This window comes from Mesorhizobium sp. M0659, from assembly GCF_040320605.1.
Lineage (GTDB): Bacteria > Pseudomonadota > Alphaproteobacteria > Rhizobiales > Rhizobiaceae > Mesorhizobium.
In genome coordinates this window covers 19,435-41,665 of record NZ_JAMYPY010000010.1, presented here as the reverse complement: position 1 = coordinate 41,665, position 22,231 = coordinate 19,435, and the positions used below count along the sequence as shown (strand labels likewise).

Below are 22,231 nucleotides of genomic sequence, written 5' to 3'. Positions count from 1 at the left end.
GGAACGCCGTGCTGCCGACCGGCACTGACACTTTGAAACGCAGACCGCTGGTGCGCTTCCTCGCGCTGGCCGGCCTTGCCGTGGCGCTGGCCAGCTGCCAGATGTTCACGCCTCCCGAAGTGCAGGAAGCCGGCTTCCAGCCTTCCGACAAGCCGATCACGGTCGACAATGTCGCCGCCAACAGCAAGCTTGCCGAACTGGCGAAGGCACAGCATCCGCGCATCCTTGCCACCTATGGCGGCGAATATTCCGATCCCAAGCTCGAGCGCATGGTGGCCAAGGTTGTCGGCAGCCTGACCGTGGTGTCGGCCAATCCGACCCAGACCTATCGCATCACCATCCTCAATTCGCCCAACGTCAACGCTTTCGCGCTGCCGGGCGGCTATCTCTACGTCACCCGCGGCCTGCTGGCGCTGGCCAATGATTCGGCCGAACTCGCCGCCGTCATCGCGCATGAGATGGGCCACGTCACCGCCAATCACGGCTTGCAGCGCCAGCAGCTCGAGGCCGAGGAAGGCCTGGCGACCAAGGTGGTCTCCGATGTGCTGGGCGACAGCCCGACCGCCAAGCAGGCGCTGATCCGTGGCAAGCTGAGGCTGGCGCAGTTCTCGCGCAACCAAGAGCTGGAGGCAGACGCCATCGGCATCAAGTCGATCGGCGAGGCCGGTTACGACCCCTATGCCGCCGGGCGTTTCCTGCAGTCGATGTCGGCCTATACCGATTTCCGCTCGATCAGCGGCGCCACCGACGCCAGCCTCGACTTCCTGGCTACGCACCCCAACACGCCGCAGCGAATTGATCTGGCGCAGCGTCACGCCCGCCAGTTCGGCGCGCCGGGCATCGGCACGCGCGACCGCGATTCCTTCCTGGCCGGGATAGACGGCCTGCTCTATGGCGACACGCCGGAAGAGGGCTATGTGCGCGGCCAGACCTTCCTGCATCCGGGCCTCGGCGTATCGTTCACGGTGCCCGACGGCTTCATCATCGACAATTCGGCAGCGGCGGTGACGGCGACCGGTCCCGGCGACATGGCGATCCGCTTCGACGGTGTGTCGATCGACAAGGATCGTGCGCTGACCGACTACATCAGAAGCGGCTGGGTGGCCGGTCTCGACGAGACCAGTGTGCGCCAGGAGACGATCGACGGCAACGAGGCGGCGACAGCGCACGCCGGCGCCGATGGCTGGCAGTTCGACATTGCAGTGATCCGCGCCGGCGGCCAGGTCTATCGCCTGCTGACGGCCGCCCCCTCGGCCAGCACGACACTCGATCCGGTGGCACGCTCGGTCAGCGGTTCGTTCCGCGTGCTCAGCCCCGCCGAGAAAGCGGCACTGAAGCCGCTGCATATCCGCGTCGTCACGGTACAGGCCGGGCAGACGATGGGCACACTTTCGGCGCAGATGGTCGGCGTCGACCGCAAGCTCGATCTGTTCCGCGTGCTCAACGCGATGTCGCCGGGCGCCTCGGTTTCGGCCGGCGACAAGGTCAAGATCGTCACGGACAGATAGCGCCGGTCTTCGTCAGAAACCCCAGCCTTCGTAGTGCTTTTTTCTGAGATAACTTTTCTGAGATAACTCGGGGCGGTACCCCTGTTCCTGGCAATCTCACGCTGCCATGAATTCGGGGTTCTGCTTGACCAGCGCGAGCTTGAGCTTTTCCATGGCGCGGGCCTCGATCTGGCGGACACGCTCCTTGGAAATACCGAGCGTCTCGCCGAGCGCCTCAAGCGTCGCACCTTCGTCGGTCAGCCGGCGCTCCTCGATGATCCTGAGTTCGCGGGCATTGAGCGCGCGGAGCGCCGTCTTCAGCCACATCAGGCGCCGTTCGACGTCGATGGTGTCGCCGGCGACCTCGTCAGGCAATGGATCGTCCGAAATCAGGAAGTCCATCCGCTCGGTGGTGCCGGCTTCGTCGGCGAGCGGTGCGTTGAGCGAAGAGTCAGGTGCTGAAAGCCTGGAATCCATCTTCGCGACATCGGCCTCGGAGACGCCTAGGGCTACCGAGACTTCGCGGTAGAGCGTGGCGTTGGAGATCGGCTCGGCGCCATTGGCAAGACGGGCGCGCAGGCGCCGCAGGTTGAAGAACAGCGCCTTTTGCGCCGAAGAGGTGCCGCCGCGAACGATCGACCAGTTGCGCAGGATATAGTCCTGCATCGAAGCGCGGATCCACCATGTCGCATAGGTCGAGAAGCGCACCTCGCGCTCCGGCTCGAAACGCGCGGCTGCTTCCAGCAGCCCGACATGGCCCTCCTGGACCAGATCTCCGAGCGGCAGGCCGTAATGTCGGAATTTCGAAGCCATGGAGATGACCAGCCGCATATGGGCGACGGTGATCTGATGCAGCGCCTGCTGATCCTGGTCCTCCTTCCAGCGCAAGGCGAGAACATGTTCCTCATCGCGCTCGAGGTAAGGGGCTTTCATTGCCGTGCGGACCATGGTCCGTCCTGCCGTGTCTTCGATCATGCCGCGCTCCTGCTCCCGGACATTTTCGGACGGCCTGGCGGCCGTTATCTCTGTTTGACGCAATTCCGAAGGAAACCGCTTTCCCACTTTCCTGGAATTGCTTCGGGCCTAGCGCAGCCAAGGGTTCTTGAAATGGAAACGCGGCGCCCTACAACAAGCCATGAACGTGCCATACCGGGGATTGGTTCCGCCGCCGAGGGCGGTTGTTTTGTGCGGTCCGACAGGGCGCATCGATACCGCAGATCGGGACTATTGGCACCGATCCGAGCTGCTTTGAGAATCTGATTTCTGGATCGCCGTTTTTTTGAAATCTGGTTCCTTATTTTGCTGCGCTGTATCTGTCAGTTTCCGGCTCTCACAAGCGCCGGACACCGGCCAAGGACGGGATCACATAGAAATGAAATGGCTCAATTCGCTCATCGTCGCCGGAACGCTTCAGGTTCTGGCTGTTACATCAGGCCATGCCGGCGCCAATCTCGACCAGATCAAGCAGGCCGGCACCCTCAAGGTCGGCACCGAAGGCACCTATGCGCCCTTCACCTATCATGATGCTTCCGGCGCGCTGGTCGGCTTCGACGTCGAGATCGCCAAGGCGATCGGCGACAAGCTCGGCGTCAAGGTCGAGTTCCTCGAAGGCAAATGGGACGGGCTGATCGCCGGCCTCGACGCCAACCGCTACGACGCCGTGATCAACGAGGTCGGCATCACCGACGCGCGCAAGGCCAAGTACGATTTCTCCGATCCTTACATCGCCTCCAAGGCCGTGCTGATCGTGCGCGGCGACAACACCGACATCAAGACCTTCGCCGACCTCAAGGGCAAGAAGTCGGCACAGTCGTTGACATCGAATTTCGGCAAGCTCGCCGAGACCAACGGCGCCGAACTTGTCGGCACCGACGGCTTCGACCAGTCGATCCAGCTGCTGCTCACCGGCCGCGCCGACGCCACCATCAATGACAGCCTGTCTTTCCTCGACTTCAAGAAGCACAAGCCGGACGCCAATGTGAAGATCGCCGCGCAGGAAGAGAACGCCGACTATTCCGGCGTCATCGTGCGCAAGGGTGATCCGGAGCTGGTCGCGGCGATCAACAAGGCGCTGGCCGACATCAAGGCCGACGGCACCTACAAGAAGATCGCCGATACCTATTTCGGCCAGGATGTCTCGCAGTAAAGACCATCTCCCGGCGGTTTGCCGGCAATGACAAATAGCGGCGGGCCGTCTTTGACGGCTCGCCGTTATTCGCATGATATGAGAAGCACACAATCGCACTGCCGTCACCGCGGCGGTCTGTGAGGGAGGAGCCGTTCGTGCCGCACTGGCTACACCTGATGCTGGACTCGTTGCCGACACTGCTGTGGGCGGCGTTGATCTTCACCGTACCGCTGACATTGCTATCGTTCGCACTCGGCCTGTTCGTCGGCCTGGTTGTCGCCCTGGTGCGGCTGTTCGGTCCCAAGCCTCTGTTTGCCGTGGTCCGCTTCTATGTCTGGATCTTTCGCGGCACGCCGCTTCTGGTGCAGCTGTTCCTGATCTTTTACGGCCTGCCTTCGGTCGGCATATTGCTGGATGCTTTTCCGGCGGCGCTGATTGGCTTCACCCTCAACATAGGCGCCTACAGTTCGGAAATTATCCGCGCCGTGATCGGCTCGGTGCCGAAGGGCCAGTGGGAGGCGGCCTATTCGATCGGCATGACCTGGAGCCAGGCGATGCGGCGCACCATCCTGCCGCAAGCCGGCCGCGTCGCCGTGCCGCCGCTGTCCAACACCTTCATCTCGCTGGTCAAGGATACGTCGCTCGCCGCCGCCATCACTGTGCCGGAGATGTTCCAGGCGGCGCAGCGCATCGTCGCCACCACCTATGAGCCGCTGATCCTCTATGTCGAGGCGGCGATCCTTTATCTGGCGATGAGCTCGGTGCTTTCGGCCTTGCAGACGCGGCTGGAGGAGCGGCTCAACCGTTATGGCGGCTTCCTGGAGGCGCGCTCATGATCGGCCTCACCGACATCGAAAAGCGCTTCGGCGACAATCTGGTGCTGAAGGGCGTGACGGTCACCATTGCCGAAGGCAACGTCACCGCGCTCGTCGGCCCCTCCGGCGGCGGCAAGAGCACACTGCTGCGCTGCATCAACCTGTTGGAGATCCCGACCTCGGGCATGGTGCGCATCGGCGACGAGACGCTGGAATTCCGTCCCGGCGTCAAGATCCCCAGCCGCGACATCCAGCGCCTGCGGCTGCAGACCGGCATGGTGTTCCAGAATTTCCAGCTGTTCCCGCATCGCACCGCGATCGAGAACGTCATGGAAGGCCTGGTGACGGTGCTGAAATGGCCGACGGCAAAGGCGCGCGAGCGGGCACTGGCGCTGCTCGAGAAGGTCGGCATGGCGCACAAGGCGGACGATTGGCCGGCAACGCTGTCGGGCGGCCAGCAGCAGCGTGTGGCGATCGCCCGCGCCTTGGCGCCGTCGCCGAAAGTGCTGCTTTGCGACGAGCCGACCTCGGCGCTCGATCCGGAACTGGCGCAGGAAGTGGTCGACGTGCTCGGAAAACTCGCCAGCGAAGGCACCACCATGGTGATGGCCACGCACGACCTTCGCCTTGCCTCCAAGATCGCGCAGGAGGTGGTGTTCCTCGATGCTGGCGTCGTCGTCGAGAAGGGGCCGTCCACCGTGGTGTTCAGCAATCCGGAGCGTGAACGGACGAAGCGTTTTATTGCGACGCTGAAGCAGGAGGCGGAGAAGGAAGCCGGCGGCTGAGCCTTCTACCTCCCCCTTGTGGGGAGGTCGGACGGAAGGTCCGGGTGCGGTCTGGGGTCGTCCCCATCCTCGCTGCTTCGCAGCGACCCTGCCTGGGCGAGCCACGGGTCCCGCCCGTCCTTGGAACCCCACAAGGGGGTAAAAACAAAAACCCGGCACAAGGCCGGGTTTTTCATGATTTCGACGGTGAAAGCGATCAGGCAGCTTCTTCCTGCTCGGCTTCCTCATTGTCGGCCTTGGCGCCGCGCTTCGGGCCCTTGTTGAGGTTGACCTCGATCAGGCGCACGGCTTCGGTTTCCGACATGCGGTTGACTGCCGCGATCTCGCGCGCCATGCGGTCGAGTGCCGCCTCATAGAGCTGACGCTCGGAATAGGACTGTTCCGGCTGGTTGTCGGCACGGTAGAGGTCGCGCACGACTTCCGAGATCGAGATCAGGTCGCCCGAATTGATCTTGGCATCATATTCCTGCGCACGGCGCGACCACATGGTGCGCTTGACGCGGGCGCGGCCCTGCACGACCTTCAGCGCGCGCTCGACATAATCCTCTTCCGACAGCTTGCGCATGCCGATGGAGGTCGCCTTGGCGACCGGAACCTTCAGGCGCATCTTGTCCTTCTGGAAGTCGATGACGAACAGTTCCAGCTTGTGGCCCGCAACTTCCTGCTCGTCGATCGAGACGATCTGGCCGACGCCGTGCGCCGGATAGACGATGTACTCGCCGGTCTTGAAACCGTGGCGTGCCGAGGTGGACTTCTTCTGCGGGGTGATCGTTGCCATTACGCCCTGAACTCCTTGTTGTGGCACCGGCGGCCTGCCGGTCCGAACGCATGCGACCGGGGACACCGATCGTTAGCCGCACAACAGATGAACCCATCGGAAAAAGCCGGGACCGGCAAACCGCATACATAGCGACTGCCTGGCCCAGATCGCTCTGGTCCGATTGGGGATTTCACCTTTCAGTGATTTGGGGCGCTTGCGCCATAAATCGACGTTGTGTCACCGGCATGTTTCAACTGGTGTAGCACAAAAAGTCGGAAGAATCAAGGTTTTGCTGCAAACGCGAAGGTCGAGCGCCATCGCCGCCTGTCAAGGCAGTTAATGTATGATGCGTGTTACGCAGCGTTATGACGATCCAATAGGCCGCACTTTTTTGCTTTGCGCATCACCCTTTCCGAAATCGATTCCGATTCCAGCGTCATGTGCTCAGTCGCCTTCGCCGGGCTCGGCGGAGAAATATTTCTCGAACTTGCCGGCCTCGCCGTCGAAGCTCTTGGCATCTGCCGGAGGCTCCTTCTTGGCGGTGATGTTGGGCCATTTCTCGGCGTATTCGGTGTTGACCTGCAGCCATTTGTCGAGGCCCGGCTCGGTGTCGGGCTTGATTGCATCGGCCGGGCATTCCGGTTCGCAGACGCCGCAGTCGATGCACTCGTCGGGATGTATGACAAGCATGTTCTCGCCCTCGTAAAAGCAGTCGACCGGACAGACCTCGATGCAGTCCATGTACTTGCATTTGATGCAGTTGTCGGTCACGACATAGGTCATTGGTCGGCTCCGGGACGTCCCGTTCTTGCTAGAGCGACGTGCGTCCACTTGGACGCATAAAGTACGCTCTGACACTTTGAATCTGCGCATCGTGCCTTCCGAAAAATCGATTTCAGATTTTCGGGCCGATGCGGCGGCTTTTTTGGTGAGGTAACGCCTTTGCCTGCCGCTTGCAAGGGCAGCCATTGCCGGCGGGGCCCGCGTGTCCGGAATGAAATTCCAGACCGCCGGCATGGCGCAGACGGCCAAGGCTTCAGTCTTCGCCGAACAGCCGGTCGGTTTGCCTGCGCTCTTTCTTGGTCGGCCGGCCGCTGCCGGCGTCGCGCAGCGCCGGAATGGCATCGGCAACAGCCTCGCCTTTTGGGGCCGGCGGCGGGGACATGTCCTCGTAGAGCGTGCGCGCTTCCTCGGCCGGACCGCGCCGCACGCCGGTGCCAAGCACCTTCCAAACGAAGATGCGGCGCTCGTGCGTAATGGTCAAAACGTCGCCAGGCTTGACCAGATCGGAGGCCTGCGCTGCTTTGTCGCTGTTGATGCGGACGCGTCCGGCGACAACCAGCTTGGCCGCCAGCGAGCGCGATTTTATCGCGCGCGAAAAGAACAGCCACTTGTCGATGCGCTGACGACCTTCAGCAACCATCGCAGCGAACCTGGGGCTTATTTCTTCAGCTGGTCGCGCAAGGCGGCGAGCTTGGCGAAGGGCGAGTCCGGATCGAAGCGCACCGGCCGTTCTTCGCGTGGCTTGGCCTGGAAGGCCGGCTTGGCGCCTTGCGGTCCGCCTTTGCCTTCCGGCCTGCCGCCCTTCCAGTCAGGCCGGCCCTCGCGCGGACGCTCGCCTTGCGGCTTGCCGTCGCGGCGCTGTTCGCCCTCGGCCTGCGGCTTGGGCTTGAACTTCGAACGGTCGAAGCGTGGCTTGGCGGCACCGTCGCGCTGGTCGCGCCGGCCTTGGTAGGCCGGCCGCTCGCCCGTTGCGGGCTGTCCGCCGGCAGCGTCGGCCGGCGCGTCGGCGCGGGCAGCCTGGCCGTTACGCGGGCGATTGTCCCGGCCTTGCCGATGGCGCGGGCGCTGCTCGAAACGGCCCTGCCGCCACAACAAGATGGGCTTTGGCGCTTCGGCCTCGGGGACAGGCTCAGCGCTTCCACCCTCCCCCTCGTGGGGAGGGTCGGCGCGCAGCGCCGGGGTGGGGGCAGCGCCGGCGTCGGCGGTTGCGCCTGAAGCGTCTTCTGTGTCTGCACCTGCTTCGTCAACGCTGTCACCCCCACCCGCGTCGCTTCGCGCCGCGACCTCCCCCATCGAGGGGGAGGTAAGGGCGTCGGCGTTTTCGGCGACGGTGGCGTCGGCGCTTTCGGGGACGGTGTCGTCAGCTTCTGCAACAGCCGGAGCTTCTTCCGCGATTTCTATGGGAGCTTCGACCTGTTCTTCCGCGACGGGCTCTGCCGTTGCTTCCGCGATGGCTGGAGCTTCGGCGGTGGCTTCAACGGCCGCAGTTGGCTCCGAACCCTCGGGAGGCGCGCCCGGCTGAGCGTCCGCAGCAACAGCCTCCGCTGCGGCTTCGGCGACGGGCTGCTCAGCCGCAGGCTCAGCGGCGGCAACCGCATCCGGCTCCGATCCAACGGCCGGCGCTTCAGCGACAGCTTCTCTTGCAGCGGCTTCCGCCGCCTTGGCCTGTTCGGCTTTTGCAGCCGCGTCCGCAGCCAGTTTTGCCGCAGCCGCTTCCCGCGCGGCATTGTCCTGCGCTTCGAGCCGCGCCTTCACCTCTGCCGGTGGTTTCGGCTCGGCGCGATAGCCGAGGCCCTTCAGAATCTCTTCCATGTCGTCGGCGGTGGCGCCGAGGATCGACATCATCGGCGGCGTCACCATGAAGGACTGGCCGTCATAGGCGCCGTCCGGGCGCTGTCCCAGACCGGGCTTCCAGTTGGTCGCAGGCCGGATCAGGTCGGCCAGCCGTTCCAGAATGTCGATGCGCACGGCGCGGCGGCCGAGATTGCGGTATCCGGCAAGCTTGTAGAAGCTCTTGTCGAAAGCAGGATCGATGACCACCGAGGTGCGGCCGGAAGCCAGGGCGTGCACCACGTCGCCAAAGCCCAGCTTGTCCTTGCCGTCGTTCTTCAGCGCCCACAACAGCGTAATCAGTCCGGCGGGCGCCGGCTTGATCAGCGCCGGCACGAAGACGTGGTAGGCGCCGAAGCGCACACCGAGCCGGCGCAAGGCGGCGCGACCCTCCTGGTCGAGCGACTTCATTTCCTCGGCGATGTCGCGGCGGTTGATGAGGCCGAAATGCTCGACGAGCTGGAAGGCGATGCCACGGCCGATGCCGGCGATCTGCTCGGCATTCTTCAAGTCGACCAGCGGCTTCAGCAGCGACTCGATCTGGAAATTGACGAAACGCTCGGCGCGCGCGGCGACCTTGTCTCGGGCGGGGCCGGTCAACTGCTCGTCGGCCAAAAGCACCAGGCGCGGCTTCAGCGCGTCCTCGCCGGCAACCAGCGTGCCGATCGGCGCGCCGATCCAGCGCAGCGTGCCGTCGGAGCCGAGCGCAAGGTCGCCATTGGCGCAGGCGCCGAAGCGTTCGGCACGCGCCTCGAACTCGGCGGCCAGCGCTTTTTGCGCTGCCGTACGCACGGCCTTGGCGTCTTCGCCGCCGGCGCTCTGGTCGGCGGTGAAGCGGAACCCTTGCAACTCGCCGACATGATGGCCTTCGACAAGGACGGTTCCGGTAGGACTGATTTCGGCTTCAGGCATTGTATTTTCTCTAAGGCGCCGCATGAGGACGGAAGTCCTGCGGTCTACAAACCGTTTCGTCAACCGCTCATGCAGCGCATCCGACAATCTGTCTTCGATTTCGCGCGTCTTTTCCCGCCAGTGTGCCTGATCGGCCAGCCAGCCCGGCCGGTTGGACACGAATGTCCAGGTGCGGATCTGCGCAATGCGGTGCGACAGCGTGTCGATGTCCCCCTCGGTCGTATCGGCGCGGCGCACCTGCTCGGCCATGTAGTTCTCGTCGACATGGCCGTGTTTGGCGAGGTCGGTGTAGATAGAAGCGATCAGGTCGGAGTGCTGGGCCGGCGCGATCTTGCGGTAGTCCGGCAACGCGCAGGCTTCCCACAGCAGCGCGACGCGCTTGGCATTGGTAGCCAGCGCGCGGATGTCCTCGTCGCGGGAGAGATGTTCGAGCGCCTGGGCATCGACCGCCGGCAGCGCCCGCGTCAGGCCTTCGACCGGCGCGTTGGTTTCGATCGAGCGCTTCAGCGCGTCGAGGCTGGCGAAGTCGAAATGCGCGGTGCGCCATTGCAGCACCTTCACCGGATCGAACTCGTGCCCCTCGATGCGCTTGACCAGTTCCTCGTCCAGCGGATCGACCTGGCCGGTGACGCCGAAGGTGCCGTCGCGCAGATGGCGGCCGGCGCGGCCGGCGATCTGGCCGAGCTCGGCCGCCGTGAGATTGCGGTACTGATAGCCGTCGAATTTGCGGTTCTGGGCGAAGGCGACATGATCGAGATCAAGGTTGAGCCCCATGCCGATGGCGTCGGTGGCGACGAGATAGTCGACGTCGCCTGCCTGGAACATTGCCACCTGGGCATTGCGGGTGCGGGGCGACAGCGCGCCGAGCACGACCGCCGCTCCTCCTTGCTGGCGGCGGATCAGCTCAGCGATGGCATAGACCTCGTCGGCGGAGAAAGCGACGATCGCCGTACGCCGCGGCAGGCGGGTCAATTTCTTCGAGCCGGCATAGGCCAGGTGCGACAGGCGAGGGCGCGTCACCACCGAGACGCCTCTCAGCAGCTTTTGCAGGATGCCATGCATGGTGGCCGCGCCGAGCAGCAGCGTTTCCTGGCGGCCGCGCAGGTGCAGGATACGGTCGGTGAAGATGTGGCCGCGCTCGAGGTCGCCGGCGAGTTGCACCTCGTCGATGGCGACGAAGGCAACGTCGGTCTCGCGCGGCATGGCTTCGACGGTGCAGACCGAATATTTCGCGCCGGGCGGCTGGATTTTTTCCTCGCCGGTGATGAGCGCCACCTTGTGGGCGCCGACCTTTTCGCAGACGCGGGCATAGACCTCGCGCGCCAGAAGGCGGAGCGGCAGCCCGATAATGCCGCTCTCATGCGCCACCATGCGCTCGATGGCGAGATGGGTCTTGCCGGTGTTGGTCGGACCCAGCACGGCAGTCACGTCGCGGCCCGACAGGATCAGCGGCTCGGTGTGTTTCGGCTGGATGTTCATCGGCCTGGAGATGAGGCTTTCTGCATCGTGTTGTCGGGAGCGCGCCTCGCGTGGCGCGTATGACAGGCGACACATAGGGATTTCAGGCGCGAAGCGAAAGCGGAATGTTCCGGCCGGCAGTCCCACGGTCCGTCGTTGAGGTCTCAATTAACAGTTGGAACGAGTCTGGAACGAATCGGAGACGAATCAGTGACTCCGGCAGATTCAGCTTTTGTTCACGGCTACATGTGGATTTTGCGAGCCTGAGTCTCACCATATGCTGAATCGCGGAAACTGGCCCGATTCCTGCAAGGCGACCATTGGCGTTAACCTTTGCCGCCGGGCATCGTCGTGATCCGATACGCCTCGGCCAACATTATGAAATTGCTGAATTTTCTTAATCGGCCTTAACCATTTTCCGGTGGTATTCGGCCTTGGTCGTTAACGTTCCGCTCAAAGCCGGAACGAATGGGTGACGAATCAGCGATGGCGGGATTTTCCTGGTTTGTTCACCCCAACATCTTGTGTTATCCACAGCTTGTCCACCGAGAATTCACAGCTTGCGAACCGGGTTTTGCACAGGGCGCCTAAAAATCGTTAATCTTTGCGTGCCGGAACGGGTCAATGTCTCGCGCGCAGCCCGGGGAACATCGCCGGCCGGCGATGAAAAACGGGCCTTAAGGCGGCCCGTCCTACCGGGCGAAATTGCTGTCGTTCAGACGAAGTACTGGCCGCCATTGGCGGTGATGGTCGAGCCGGTGATGAAACCGGCGTCCTCAGAGGCGAGGAAGACGACGCAACGCGCGATCTCTTCCGGTTCGCCGAGGCGGCCGACCGGGATCTGCGGAATGATGCGTTCATTCAGCACCTTCTCGTCGATCGCCTTGACCATCTCGGTGGCGATGTAGCCGGGGCAGATGACATTGACTGTGATGCCCGCGCGCGCGCCCTCCTGCGCCAGCGCCTTCGAGAAGCCGATGTCGCCGGCCTTTGCGGCGGAATAGTTGACCTGGCCGGCCTGGCCTTTCTGGCCGTTGATGGAGGAGATGGTGATGACGCGGCCGAATTTGCGGTCGCGCATGCCGCCCCACAGCGGATGCGTCATGTTGAAGACCCCAGACAGATTGGTGTCGATGACTTCCTTCCACTGCTCGCGCGTCAGCTTGTGGAACATGGCGTCGCGGGTAATGCCGGCATTGTTGACCAGCACCGAGACCGGGCCGAGATCGGCCTCGACCTGTTTGATTCCGGCGGCACAGGCGTCGTAGTCGGCGACCGACCATTTGTAGGCCTTGATGCCGGTTTGTGCGCTGAACTTCCCCGCTGCCTCGTCATTGCCGGCATAGTTGGCGGCAACGGTGTAACCGGCATTCTTCAGGCCGATCGATATGGCGGCGCCGATGCCGCGCGATCCACCGGTGACGAGCGCTACTTTGGTCATTGAAAGTTCTTCCTCCCTTTGGTCGGAAGAAGGGAATAGGGAGTAGGGAATAGCGAGTAGGGATCGATATCCCGCCGCGCTGCTCCTTCTTCCCTATTCACTACTCCCTATTCACTACTCACTTCTTGTTCACAGCGCTTCCACGCACAGAGCGACGCCCATGCCGCCGCCGATGCACAGCGTGGCAAGGCCCTTCTTGGCGCGGCGGCGGCGCATCTCGAAAACCAGCGTGTTGAAGACGCGGGCGCCCGACGCGCCGATCGGATGGCCGATGGCGATGGCGCCGCCATTGACGTTGACGATCGACGTATCCCAGCCCATGCCCTTGTTGACGGCGCAGGCCTGCGCAGCGAAGGCTTCATTGGCCTCGACAAGGTCGAGGTCCTTGACCGACCAGCCGGCCTTCTCGAGCGCCCGCTTCGAGGCGGGAATAGGTCCGGTGCCCATGATCGCCGGATCGACGCCGGCCGTCGCCCATGAGGCGATGCGCACCAGCGGGGTGATGCCGCGCCTTGTGGCTTCAGCCTCGCTCATCAGCAGCGCGCCGGCGGCGCCGTCATTGATGCCCGACGCGTTGGCGGCGGTCACGGTGCCGTCCTTGTCGAAAGCCGGCTTCAGCTTGGACATGGCGTCGATGGTGGCGCCGTGGCGGATGTACTCGTCCTGGTCGACGACAGTGTCGCCCTTCCTGCCCTTGATCGTGAAGGCGACGATCTCGTCCTTGAACTTGCCGGCCTTCTGCGCGGCCTCGGCCTTGTTTTGCGAGGCCAGCGCAAACTGGTCCTGGTCGTCGCGGGTGATCTGGAACTGGCGGGCGACGTTCTCGGCGGTGTTGCCCATGTGGTAGCCGTTGAAGGCGTCCCACAACCCGTCCTTGATCATGGTGTCGATCATCTTGTAGTCGCCCATCTTGACGCCGGCGCGCAGGTGCTCGGCGTGCGGCGACAGCGACATCGATTCCTGGCCGCCGGCGATGATCACAGTGGCGTCGCCGGCGGCGATCTGCTGCATGCCGAGCGCGATGGCGCGCAGGCCAGAGCCGCAAACCTGGTTGAGCCCCCAGGCGGTGGTCTCCTGGGGCAGGCCGGCATTGATCGACGCCTGGCGGGCGGGGTTCTGGCCCTGCGCGGCGGTCAGCACCTGGCCGAGAATGACCTCGTCGACTTCACCCGGCTCGACGCCGGCGCGCGCCAAAAGCTCCCTGATGACGACGGCGCCAAGTTCATGCGCCGGGGTGGCGGCGAAGGCGCCGTTGAAAGAGCCGACAGCCGTGCGTGCGGCGCTGGCAACGACGATTGAATTGGAAGCGGACATTTTTCTCTCCAGACTTCGAGGTGTCGTGTTCTTGGGGGCTTGTTGGGACTTTTCTTGCCCGTTCCACACCCCAAGTCAAACCGGAAATGGGCATGCCGGCCAAGCGCCGCAAGCAGGGCGTGAGCGGCCGGCGGGATCGCCCAACCTTTGCTGCGCAGCATAATTGGCCGGCCATGCAGCAATAAATGATGCCGCACTGCACAAAGCGCTTGGAATTATAGAGCTTTTGCGCATATCCTTAAAAATGGCGCAATCGTTACCGGCGGCTTACTCAGGCGCGCCGGTGTCCCGGGAGGATGCTGATGGCCGCGAAAGACGACCCTATCATTATCAAGAAATATGCCAATCGCCGGCTCTACAACACCGGCACCAGCACCTATGTGACGCTCGAGGATCTGGCCGAGATGGTCAAGAAGGGCGAGGAGTTCACCGTCCAGGACGCCAAGACCGGTGACGACATTACCCATCCGGTGCTGACGCAGATCATCTTCGAACTGGAGAACAAGGATGGGCAGAACATGCTGCCGATCCCGTTCCTGCGCCAGCTGATCGCTTTCTATGGCGACCAGATGCAGCAGATCGTGCCGAGCTTCCTCGAACAGTCGATGATGGCCTTCTCCAAGGAACAGGAGCGGTTCCGCGAGCAGATGAAGGGCGCGATCGGCAAGTCGCCGCTGGATGTGATGAAGATCGCCACTCCGATCAAGGCGCTGGAAGAGCAGACACGCCGCAACATGGAAATGTTCCAGAACGCGATGCGCCTGTTCACGCCGTTCCCGACCGCCGCCACAAATGCTGCGGCCGCGGCTGCACCCGAGCCGGCCCGCAAGGACGTCCCGGAAAAGAGCGGCGACGACCTTCAGGAACTGAAGCAACAGATCGCCGCCATGCAGCGCAAGCTCGACACCATGTCGTAAGCGACCGCCGCATGGTCGACCGCCCTCAGTTGGTTGAGGCGGCCGTCACGGGTCGATTTTCAGCTGCCACGGTTCCCAGATATCGTCGGGCTGGCCGTCGAGCGAGCGGTAGAAGGCTTTGGCCGGCGAGTTGGATTTCAGCACCGTCCATTTGATGGCGGAGGCACCAATGCTCAAAGCGTGTTGGCGAAGCTGTTCAACAAGCGCATGGCCGACCCCCATGCCGCGCGTCGCTTCAGTGACGTAGAGTTCCTTCAGCCAGACAACCGGCTTCAGGTCGTAGGTCCAGGGGATGAGGTAGTGGACGGCGATGCCGACGATCACGCCCTCTCGCTCCGCCACCAACACGCCGAACCGGGGCGATGGCCCCAGCCCGTGCTCGATGAGGTTCGCTTCGGTGACGCGAAGCTTGTCGTCATAACCCTCGAAGACGGCTAGCGCCCGTATGAGGGCGAGCACCGCACCGACATCCTGGCGCACGAATGGACGAATTCTAACCATCGCCTTCTGCATGCTTGCCCAGTCTTCAAGGCCGACCATATCGCGTGGCCTCACGCGTGCAAGACACCGGGCTCCTTGCCTGAAGCGAAAGGAAGGTCCTCGTCCTGCCAACCGGTTATGCCGCCGATCATGATCTTCACGGGACGACCGAGGCTGGCCAGCTTGAAGGCCGCCTGATCCGCGCCATTGCAATGCGGTCCCGCGCAATAGACGACGAACAGCGTCCTTTCGGGCCATTGCACCATCCGCCCGGCCGATATTTCGCGGTGGGGCAGATGCAGCGCGCCCGGCACATGGCGGCGTCCATAGGCTTCCGGCGAACCGACCACATGCAGGAGAACAAAGTCCGGCTCTCCGGCACGCAGTGCGGCGGCGACGTCGGAACAGTCGGTCTCGACGGAAAGCCGGAGCAGAAAATGGTCGCGGGCGATATCCGGCGATGCCGCCGGAATGTCTGTCACGTGGCTCATCCTCGTATCTCCATTGCTGATGCGACGGAGAGATAAGACAGGAAGCAGGGCGATTGCAGCTGGCAGCTTTGCCATATATCGTCAAGATCATGCCATCCTCTGCGAATCCGCGCCCTGCCAACCCTCTTGTCGTTGCCGTTGCCTATGACGGGCTGTGCACGTTCGAGTTTGGCGTGGCGGTTGAGATCTTCGCCTTGCCCCGGCCGGAAATGGGTGAGGATTGGTACCGTTTTGCAGTTGCCGGTATTGATACCGGTGAAATGCGCGCGCTGGGCGGCGTGCGTATTGTTGCCGACGGCGGGATCGATCTGATCGGCCAGGCCGGCACGGTGATCGTACCGGGATGGCGCGGAACGGAGGCTCCGGTGCCGCCGGCGCTGATCGAGGCGCTTCGAAAGGCACACGAGCGCGGCGCTCGCATTCTTTCGATCTGTTCGGGCGTGTTCGTGCTTGCCGCCGCCGGCCTGCTTGCGGGCAAAAGAGCGACCACGCATTGGCGCTACAGCGAGAAGCTGACGGAGATGTACCCCGACATCACCGTGATTCCGGACGTTTTGTACATCGATGAGGGCAATGTGCTGACATCGGCAGGCAGTGCCGCGGGCATCGACCTCTGCCTGCATCTGGTTCGGCGCGACTTCGGCACCAAGGCTGCAAACATGGTGGCGCGCCGTCTGGTCGTGCCGCCGCATCGCGACGGCGGCCAGGCGCAGTATGTCGAGAGTTCCGTTCCCGAGCCACATGAGCGCAGCCGGCTTGGACCGTTGATCGACAGGATGCGCGCCGATATTGCCGCCGACTATCCCGTCGCCATCTTGGCCGAGCTTGCCGGTATGAGCGAGCGGACGTTCCTGCGCCGGTTCGCGGCCGCAACCGGCGTCACGCCGGCGCGCTGGCTGCTGTCGGAACGGCTTTCGCGGGCGCGCACGCTGCTGGAAGACACCGCCATGCCGATCGAACGGATTGCCGAGACTGCCGGCTTTGGCGCGGCAGGCACGCTGCGGCATCATTTTCGTCAGCAGTTCGCCACGACGCCCGTCGCGTACCGTGCGCGGTTCGGGAACACGGCCAGGTCGGCTTAAGTCACGCGTCCCTCATAGCGGCCACGCGGCCTGATGATGCTGCCGCTAATGATCTGTTCGACCATATGCGCGGCCCAGCCGACACTGCGTCCGAGCGCAAACAGCTGGAACGGTGCATCGCGCGGCAAGCCAAGGCCGCGCGTTAGTGCGGCCAGGGCGAAGTCGATGTTGGGCTGGGCACCGACCGCCGCCATGGCGGCTTTTTGCAGCTGTTGCAGCGTCTCGTCGACAGGGATGACTTCCAGAAGTGCGGTGGCACGGGGATCGCCGTCGGGATAGAGCGGATGGCCGAACGCCGGCAAGGGCCGATCATGGCCGAGCCAGCGCCGGATCGCCGCATCCGCGCCGTGGGCTGCTGCATCTTCAGCCAGTTGCATCACCGCTTCGCCGGCGCCACCGTGGCGCGGGCCGGACAGCGTTGCCAGGCCGGCCAGCAGGCATGCGGCAGGCGAGGCGCCTGTGGACGCTGCGACGCGGGCGGCGAAGGTCGATGCGTTGAGTTCATGATCGGCGAGCAGGACGAGGGCGCAGCGGATCGCTTCCGCGCCGGCATCATCCACCGACCAGCCCTGCGCCAGGCGCTTATGGACGGGCGCTGTGCCGGCTTCAGCGCCCAGCGACTGCGCCAGCGCTCCGACTGTGCGCGCGGCCTCGGTGCACAGCGAGGCGGCGCTGCGTCCTAGCGAAGGCCGCCCGTGGCCTGCAAGCATGGCAAGCTGCGCAAAGGCCGAGGCGCGGCCGACTGGATGAGGCGCTTCAGGTGACGGAGCTTTGAACGTCACCGGTTCGGCCGAGGCCCACAGCAGAGCGGCGGTTTCCTCCAGCGTCGCCGATTTGGAGAGCGCAACGGCGTCTTGCCCTCGGTAGATGAGGCTCCCGTGCAGAACGGTCGAAATTGCTGTTGCAATCGAGGGTTCGCCCCAGGCGATCGCACTCTCGGCGATGGCCGAGGGACTGCGGCCGCGCGCCCGGCGGGTCGCCAGTGCGGCGATGTCGTCGGCGCGGTACTGGCTGCGGCGCGGGTCGCTCTCATCCGGCCGCATGCCGATGCGGCCGCGGCTGACATAGGCGTAAAGCGTCTGCGGCCGGACCTTGAGCCTTTCCAGCGCCTCTTCCCGCGACAGCCATTCGGACATTTTTAGCTCACATATTGATTATATTGATCAAGATTGATCGAGGCGCAGCCTAACCCTTATCTCCCATGCAGAAAAGCTGCAAGGAGATGAGATATGGCGAACGGGCTCGATGATGTGGTGGCGGCGGAGACCGTGCTCTCCGATGTCGATGGCCTTGGCGGCCGCCTGACGATCCGCGGTCATTCGCTGCCGGAATTGGCGGGACGCTGGCGCTATGCGCAAGTCGTTCGCCTGTTGCTCGACGGCTTCTTCGACGGCCTTCCCGGCGATGCCGAACTGGCAGCGAGGCTGGGCAAGGCTCGCGTCGCGGTGTTCGAGCGGCTTGCGCCCTCGCTGCCGCTGCTCGCACCGCTTGAGATCTATGGCGCCATGCGCGCCGGCATGGCGCTGCTGCCGGATGGCGAGACGCTGACGGACGCCTTGCGGCTGATCGCGGCGCCCGCCGTGCTGACGCCGGCTCTGCTGCGGCTGGCGCGTGGCGAGCAGCCGATCGCACCTGACGCGAAGGCCGATCATGCCGCCGACATGCTGAGGATGCTCGAGGGATCCGTCCCGTCGCCGGCGCTGGCAAGGGCACTCGACACCTATCTGGTCACCGTCTGCGATCACGGCCTCAACGCCTCGACCTTTGCCACCCGCGTCGTCGCATCGACGCTGGCAGGGCTGACATCGTCGGTGCTGGCCGGGCTCGGCGCGCTCAAGGGGCCGCTGCACGGCGGCGCGCCCGGCCCGGTGATCGAGATGCTCGATGCAATCCAGGCGCATGGCGACGCGGCCGGTTGGCTGCGCGAGAAGGTCGCGCATGGCGAGCGCATCATGGGTTTCGGCCATCGTATCTACCGCGTGCGCGATCCGCGCGCCGATGTACTGAAAGCCGTCGTGCGGCAGCTCGGCAGCGAGGGCAAAGCCGGCCGCCGCCTGGCCTTCGCCGAACAGGTCGAGCACACGGCGCTCGAAGTGCTGCGGATCGCCAAGCCGCAGCGCTCGTTGCAGACCAATGTCGAGTTCTACACAGCGCTTGTGCTTGAGGCGGCGGGCTTTCCGCCACAGGCGTTCAGCAATGTCTTTGCTGCCGGACGTGTCGCCGGCTGGATCGCGCATGCGCGCGAACAGCAGACGACAGGGCGGCTGATCCGTCCACAGTCGCGCTATGTCGGGCCGGTGCCGAAGCTTGTCGCTTGAGTTTTTTGCGAAGATGACCCCACCCTAGCTTGCCGAGGCGAGCCACGGGTCTCGCCCGTCCTTCGGACCCCCACAAGGGGGAGGGAAGCTGCCGCGCGCCGCCGAAACGTCGGTGGTTTGCTGAGATCAGCGTCTACCAAGTCTCCCTCCCCCTTGTGGGGAGGGATCAAGGGTGGGGGTATTCGTAGGGCGAAGACCTGGGCGTGGAGGACCATTCCCCATGACCAAAATTTCATGTGATCACGCGACCGTGTTCGTGTTCTTGCCTTGGTCATCCCTTATATGCTGCACTGCAATATAAGTCCGCTGCCGTCGAACCCGCCGATTTCCGGGCGGAATGAGTCAGCAGCGACCAAACCGAACAGGAACGCCATGACCAAAAACGGCAAGGCGGAGGAAACGAAGAAGATCAACATCGCGCTGCAGGGCGGCGGCTCGCACGGGGCTTTCTCCTGGGGTGTACTCGACCGGCTGCTGGAGGATGGCAGGCTCGACATTTCAGCCGTGTCCGGCACCAGCGCCGGCGCGATGAATGCGGTGGCGCTGGCCGATGGTTTTGTGCGCGGCGGCGTCGAGGGTGCACGGCAAAAGCTCGACGACTTCTGGCGCGCGGTGGCGGCCAAGGGCCGCTTCAGCCCGGTGCAGCGCATGCCGTGGGACGTCGCCTGGGGCAACTGGTCGATCGAGAACACGCCCGGCTATTTCTTCTTCGACACCATGTCGCGGGTGTTTTCGCCCTATGTCGCCAATCCGCTGGGCTTGAACCCGCTGCGCGACGTGGTCGAGCAGGAGATCGATTTCAAAAATGTTCACGCCTGCAAGTCGATGGAGCTGTTCATTTCGGCGACCAATGTCGAGACCGGCCAGCTGCGCGTCTTTTCCGATGGCGAGATCGACCTCGACACGGTGATGGCCTCGGCCTGCCTGCCGCAATTGTTCCGCGCCGTCGAAATCAAGGGCGTGCCCTATTGGGATGGCGGCTATGGCGGCAATCCGGCGCTGTTTCCGTTCTTCAAGACGGCGGCGACGGAGGATGTGCTTTTGGTGCAGATCAATCCGGTGGTGCGCGAGGGCACGCCGAAAAGCGCCAACGAGATCCAGAACCGCATCGACGAGATCACCTTCAATGCCGGGCTGCTGAACGAATTCCGCTCGATCGCCTTCGTCAAGGAGCTGATCGCCGCCGGCCGGCTGCCGCCTGGCGAATACCGCGACATCCGCATGCACCGCATCGATGCCGACGAGGCGTTCAAGGATCTGTCGGCGTCGTCCAAGGTCAATGCGGAATGGGCCTTCCTGAGCTATCTCAGAGACCTTGGCCGTATAGCGGCCAGCGACTGGCTGGAGGAGAATTACGACGCCGTCGGCAAGCGGCCGACGCTCGATCTTTCCGGCGAACTCGATGACGGCTTCAAACCGGTGCGCGGGCCGGCACCGGGACGGCGGGTGAAGGAATTCCTCGCCGCCCGCAAGAAGCCGGAGGCGGAACGCCGGCGGGCCTGAGTCCGCCCGGATCGATCAAGACGATCAGCGAAGTGTTCGGCAAATCGGAGTAGCGCCGACGACTTTCCGTCCCGGAACAACCGTTGCGTGTGACGGTATACAAAATCATACTGACGCCTGCTGCCATTCACTGAGTGGCTACGCAGGTCGCGCCCACATTTGAGCGTCAAAAACTAGTGCGGGCACAGGGGGGTATCAGTGCTCAAAACGCCTTGAAAACAAAGCGCCTCCAACATCCGTATGGTTCCGAGACTGTCGTTCCGCCGCCTGACGGGGCGCCGATAAAACCGTTTTCGTTGGCCACACTACATCGCCTGGCACAATGTTCCTGCAACTTTTCGACTGTATTGCGATGCAACTTTGATGTAGAAGCGCGGCTTCGCCGTTCACGGCAAATTGAACACGGCCTGGCGCGCACCCATATCGGCGACGCGCCCGAGTTGGAAGACACGGTAGCTGTTAGACGACGGACACCCTGTTGGATAACGACTTGGCCGAACCCCGCAGTGGAAAAAAATGATGCCGAAGATCAGGTTTCACAAGCTTGCCGCTATTGTCGTGCTCATCGGCTTCGCCGCCTGGATGGGAACAGGCGCGTTCTCGTCCGTCGGCAGCGCCGCTGTCGAAGGTGCTGGCAAGGCAGGCGATCAGGCCAAGCCGGGCGATCAGGCCAAGGCACCGGATGCAACCAAGACCGCCGAGGCCGAACCGAAGGCGCCGCTGCGCACCGTCGCGGTGGTGACGCCGCCGCGCAAGACCTATGCCCGCGCCATCCGCATTTCCGGGCTGACCGAGGCCGACAAGCGCGCCGTGCTGGCGACGCGCGTCGCCGGCGTCATCGAAAAGCTGCCGGTCAAGCAGGGCGATCACGTCAAGACCGGCGACCTGGTGCTGATGCTGGCGGCCGAAGAAAAGATCTCGATGGTCGACAGTGCCAGGCAGCTCGTCGCGCAGCGCCAGGCTGAACTCGACGCATCGCTGCGGCTCATGAAGACCGGCAATCTGCCCAAGCTGCAGCTCGACACGGCGCGTTCGAATCTGACCGCTGCGCAGTCGCAGCTGGAAACGGCGCAGGCCGAACTCGAGCGCAATCTGGTCAAGGCGCCCTTCGACGGCGTCATCGACCGGGTGCCGGTGGAGCTCGGCAGTTCCATCATGCAGGGCGGCGAGGTGGCAACCATCCTCAAGCTCGATCCGGTGATTGCGCGCGGCGAAGTCAGCGAACGCGACCTCGGCTATCTCAAGCTCGGCGACAAGGCTGCTGTGCGGCTGGTCAGCGGCCAGACCGTCGAAGGCACCGTGCGCTACATCAGCCGCGACGCCTCGTCGGCCACCCGAACCTTCCGCGTCGAGATCGCCGTCCCCAATGCCGACGGCTCGGTGCCGGCCGGCATGACGGCAGAGATTGCGCTCAGCGCGCAGCCGACCGACGCCGTCATGTTGCCGCGCTCCGTGGTGACGCTGGGCGACAAGGGCGATCTTGGCATCCGTGCCGTCGACAAGGACAACAAGGTGGTGTTCTTCCCGATCGACCTCGTTGACGACTCGCCGAAGGGCCTGGTGCTTGGCGGCATTCCAGCCGATGCCCGCGTCATCGTCGCCGGCCAGGAACTCGTCAAGGAAGGCGACGTAGTCAAGCCGGTCGAGGCCGACCAGGCGACCATCCAGAAGCTGTTGGGCGAAGCGACAACGCAGTAGCGCCGGAACGGCCCCGGCCGGGGACAGCC

19 protein-coding genes are annotated in these 22,231 nt (G+C 63.9%); 9 read left to right on the top strand and 10 right to left on the bottom strand.

Features of this window, described 5'->3' with window-relative positions:
- The first annotated feature begins 101 nt into the window (after positions 1–101).
- Positions 102–1,508, top strand: a complete 1,407-nt coding sequence (locus NKI31_RS17510) for a M48 family metalloprotease (protein ID WP_352652270.1) — start codon at positions 102–104, stop codon at positions 1,506–1,508.
- Positions 1,509–1,604: 96 nt separating this feature from the next.
- Here NKI31_RS17510 and NKI31_RS17505 read toward each other — a convergent pair whose 3' ends face one another.
- Positions 1,605–2,462, bottom strand: coding sequence for an RNA polymerase factor sigma-32 (locus tag NKI31_RS17505; protein ID WP_023731851.1), 858 nt, complete (start codon positions 2,460–2,462; stop codon positions 1,605–1,607).
- Positions 2,463–2,859: 397 nt separating this feature from the next.
- Between NKI31_RS17505 and NKI31_RS17500 the strand changes: the two genes are divergently transcribed.
- The 3 genes from NKI31_RS17500 (at position 2,860) to NKI31_RS17490 (ending at position 5,215) form a co-directional block, all read left to right on the top strand.
- On the top strand, positions 2,860–3,633 hold the full coding sequence (locus NKI31_RS17500) for an amino acid ABC transporter substrate-binding protein (protein ID WP_023702802.1): 774 nt from the start codon (positions 2,860–2,862) through the stop codon (positions 3,631–3,633).
- A 137-nt stretch (positions 3,634–3,770) separates the two neighbouring features.
- A complete protein-coding gene (locus NKI31_RS17495; RefSeq protein WP_352652191.1) occupies positions 3,771–4,451 on the top strand; it encodes an amino acid ABC transporter permease in 681 nt (226 codons plus the stop codon).
- Complete coding sequence (locus tag NKI31_RS17490; protein ID WP_023820301.1) at positions 4,448–5,215, top strand: amino acid ABC transporter ATP-binding protein; 768 nt, start codon at positions 4,448–4,450, stop codon at positions 5,213–5,215. The genes NKI31_RS17495 and NKI31_RS17490 overlap by 4 nt, the downstream gene beginning before the upstream one ends.
- Before the next feature lie 196 nt (positions 5,216–5,411).
- Here the strand turns inward: NKI31_RS17490 and NKI31_RS17485 are convergent, their stop codons facing one another.
- The 6 genes from NKI31_RS17485 to NKI31_RS17460 form a co-directional block, all read right to left on the bottom strand.
- Positions 5,412–5,993 carry a CarD family transcriptional regulator gene (locus tag NKI31_RS17485; protein WP_023673664.1) on the bottom strand — a complete coding sequence of 194 codons (582 nt, stop codon included), beginning with the start codon at positions 5,991–5,993 and terminating at the stop codon, positions 5,412–5,414.
- A 426-nt stretch (positions 5,994–6,419) separates the two neighbouring features.
- The gene (gene fdxA / locus NKI31_RS17480; RefSeq protein ID WP_013529180.1) at positions 6,420–6,758 is read right to left on the bottom strand and encodes a ferredoxin FdxA; all 339 of its coding nucleotides are present in this window, start codon (positions 6,756–6,758) and stop codon (positions 6,420–6,422) included.
- 253 nt (positions 6,759–7,011) lie between these two features.
- A complete protein-coding gene (locus NKI31_RS17475) occupies positions 7,012–7,398 on the bottom strand; it encodes an RNA-binding S4 domain-containing protein (RefSeq protein WP_023693611.1) in 387 nt (128 codons plus the stop codon).
- 17 nt (positions 7,399–7,415) lie between these two features.
- Positions 7,416–10,979, bottom strand: a complete 3,564-nt coding sequence (locus NKI31_RS17470; RefSeq protein ID WP_352652269.1) for a helicase-related protein — start codon at positions 10,977–10,979, stop codon at positions 7,416–7,418.
- 694 nt (positions 10,980–11,673) lie between these two features.
- Positions 11,674–12,399: an acetoacetyl-CoA reductase gene (gene phbB / locus NKI31_RS17465; RefSeq protein WP_023707257.1), complete on the bottom strand. Its 726-nt coding sequence runs from the start codon at positions 12,397–12,399 to the stop codon at positions 11,674–11,676.
- Positions 12,400–12,528: 129 nt separating this feature from the next.
- Positions 12,529–13,713 carry an acetyl-CoA C-acetyltransferase gene (locus NKI31_RS17460; RefSeq protein ID WP_352652190.1) on the bottom strand — a complete coding sequence of 395 codons (1,185 nt, stop codon included), beginning with the start codon at positions 13,711–13,713 and terminating at the stop codon, positions 12,529–12,531.
- Between the two features lie 302 nt (positions 13,714–14,015).
- On the opposite strand from NKI31_RS17460, the gene phaR reads away from it, so the two are divergent.
- Entirely contained in the window at positions 14,016–14,630 is a 615-nt protein-coding gene (gene phaR / locus NKI31_RS17455) for a polyhydroxyalkanoate synthesis repressor PhaR (protein ID WP_023685813.1), read from the top strand.
- Between the two features lie 45 nt (positions 14,631–14,675).
- On the opposite strand, the gene NKI31_RS17450 is transcribed toward phaR, so the two are convergent.
- Both NKI31_RS17450 and NKI31_RS17445 read right to left on the bottom strand, forming a co-directional pair.
- A complete protein-coding gene (locus NKI31_RS17450; protein ID WP_023731810.1) occupies positions 14,676–15,170 on the bottom strand; it encodes a GNAT family N-acetyltransferase in 495 nt (164 codons plus the stop codon).
- A gap of 11 nt (positions 15,171–15,181) precedes the next feature.
- The gene (locus NKI31_RS17445) at positions 15,182–15,601 is read right to left on the bottom strand and encodes a rhodanese-like domain-containing protein (protein ID WP_023742754.1); all 420 of its coding nucleotides are present in this window, start codon (positions 15,599–15,601) and stop codon (positions 15,182–15,184) included.
- Between the two features lie 89 nt (positions 15,602–15,690).
- Here NKI31_RS17445 and ftrA point away from each other — a divergent pair, with 89 nt between their 5' ends.
- The gene (ftrA, locus tag NKI31_RS17440; protein WP_502899148.1) at positions 15,691–16,683 is read left to right on the top strand and encodes a transcriptional regulator FtrA; all 993 of its coding nucleotides are present in this window, start codon (positions 15,691–15,693) and stop codon (positions 16,681–16,683) included.
- Here the strand turns inward: ftrA and NKI31_RS17435 are convergent.
- Positions 16,680–17,819, bottom strand: a complete 1,140-nt coding sequence (locus tag NKI31_RS17435) for a citrate/2-methylcitrate synthase (protein WP_352652189.1) — start codon at positions 17,817–17,819, stop codon at positions 16,680–16,682. The two genes, ftrA and NKI31_RS17435, sit on opposite strands and share 4 nt — an antisense overlap.
- Before the next feature lie 93 nt (positions 17,820–17,912).
- Here NKI31_RS17435 and NKI31_RS17430 point away from each other — a divergent pair, with 93 nt between their 5' ends.
- The 3 genes from NKI31_RS17430 to NKI31_RS17420 all read left to right on the top strand — a co-directional run bounded on the left by NKI31_RS17430 (position 17,913) and on the right by NKI31_RS17420 (position 22,202).
- A complete protein-coding gene (locus tag NKI31_RS17430) occupies positions 17,913–19,001 on the top strand; it encodes a citrate synthase/methylcitrate synthase (protein WP_352652188.1) in 1,089 nt (362 codons plus the stop codon).
- Positions 19,002–19,373: 372 nt separating this feature from the next.
- The gene (locus NKI31_RS17425) at positions 19,374–20,504 is read left to right on the top strand and encodes a patatin-like phospholipase family protein (RefSeq protein WP_352652187.1); all 1,131 of its coding nucleotides are present in this window, start codon (positions 19,374–19,376) and stop codon (positions 20,502–20,504) included.
- A 519-nt stretch (positions 20,505–21,023) separates the two neighbouring features.
- Entirely contained in the window at positions 21,024–22,202 is a 1,179-nt protein-coding gene (locus NKI31_RS17420; RefSeq protein WP_352652186.1) for an efflux RND transporter periplasmic adaptor subunit, read from the top strand.
- Positions 22,203–22,231: the final 29 nt, after the last annotated feature.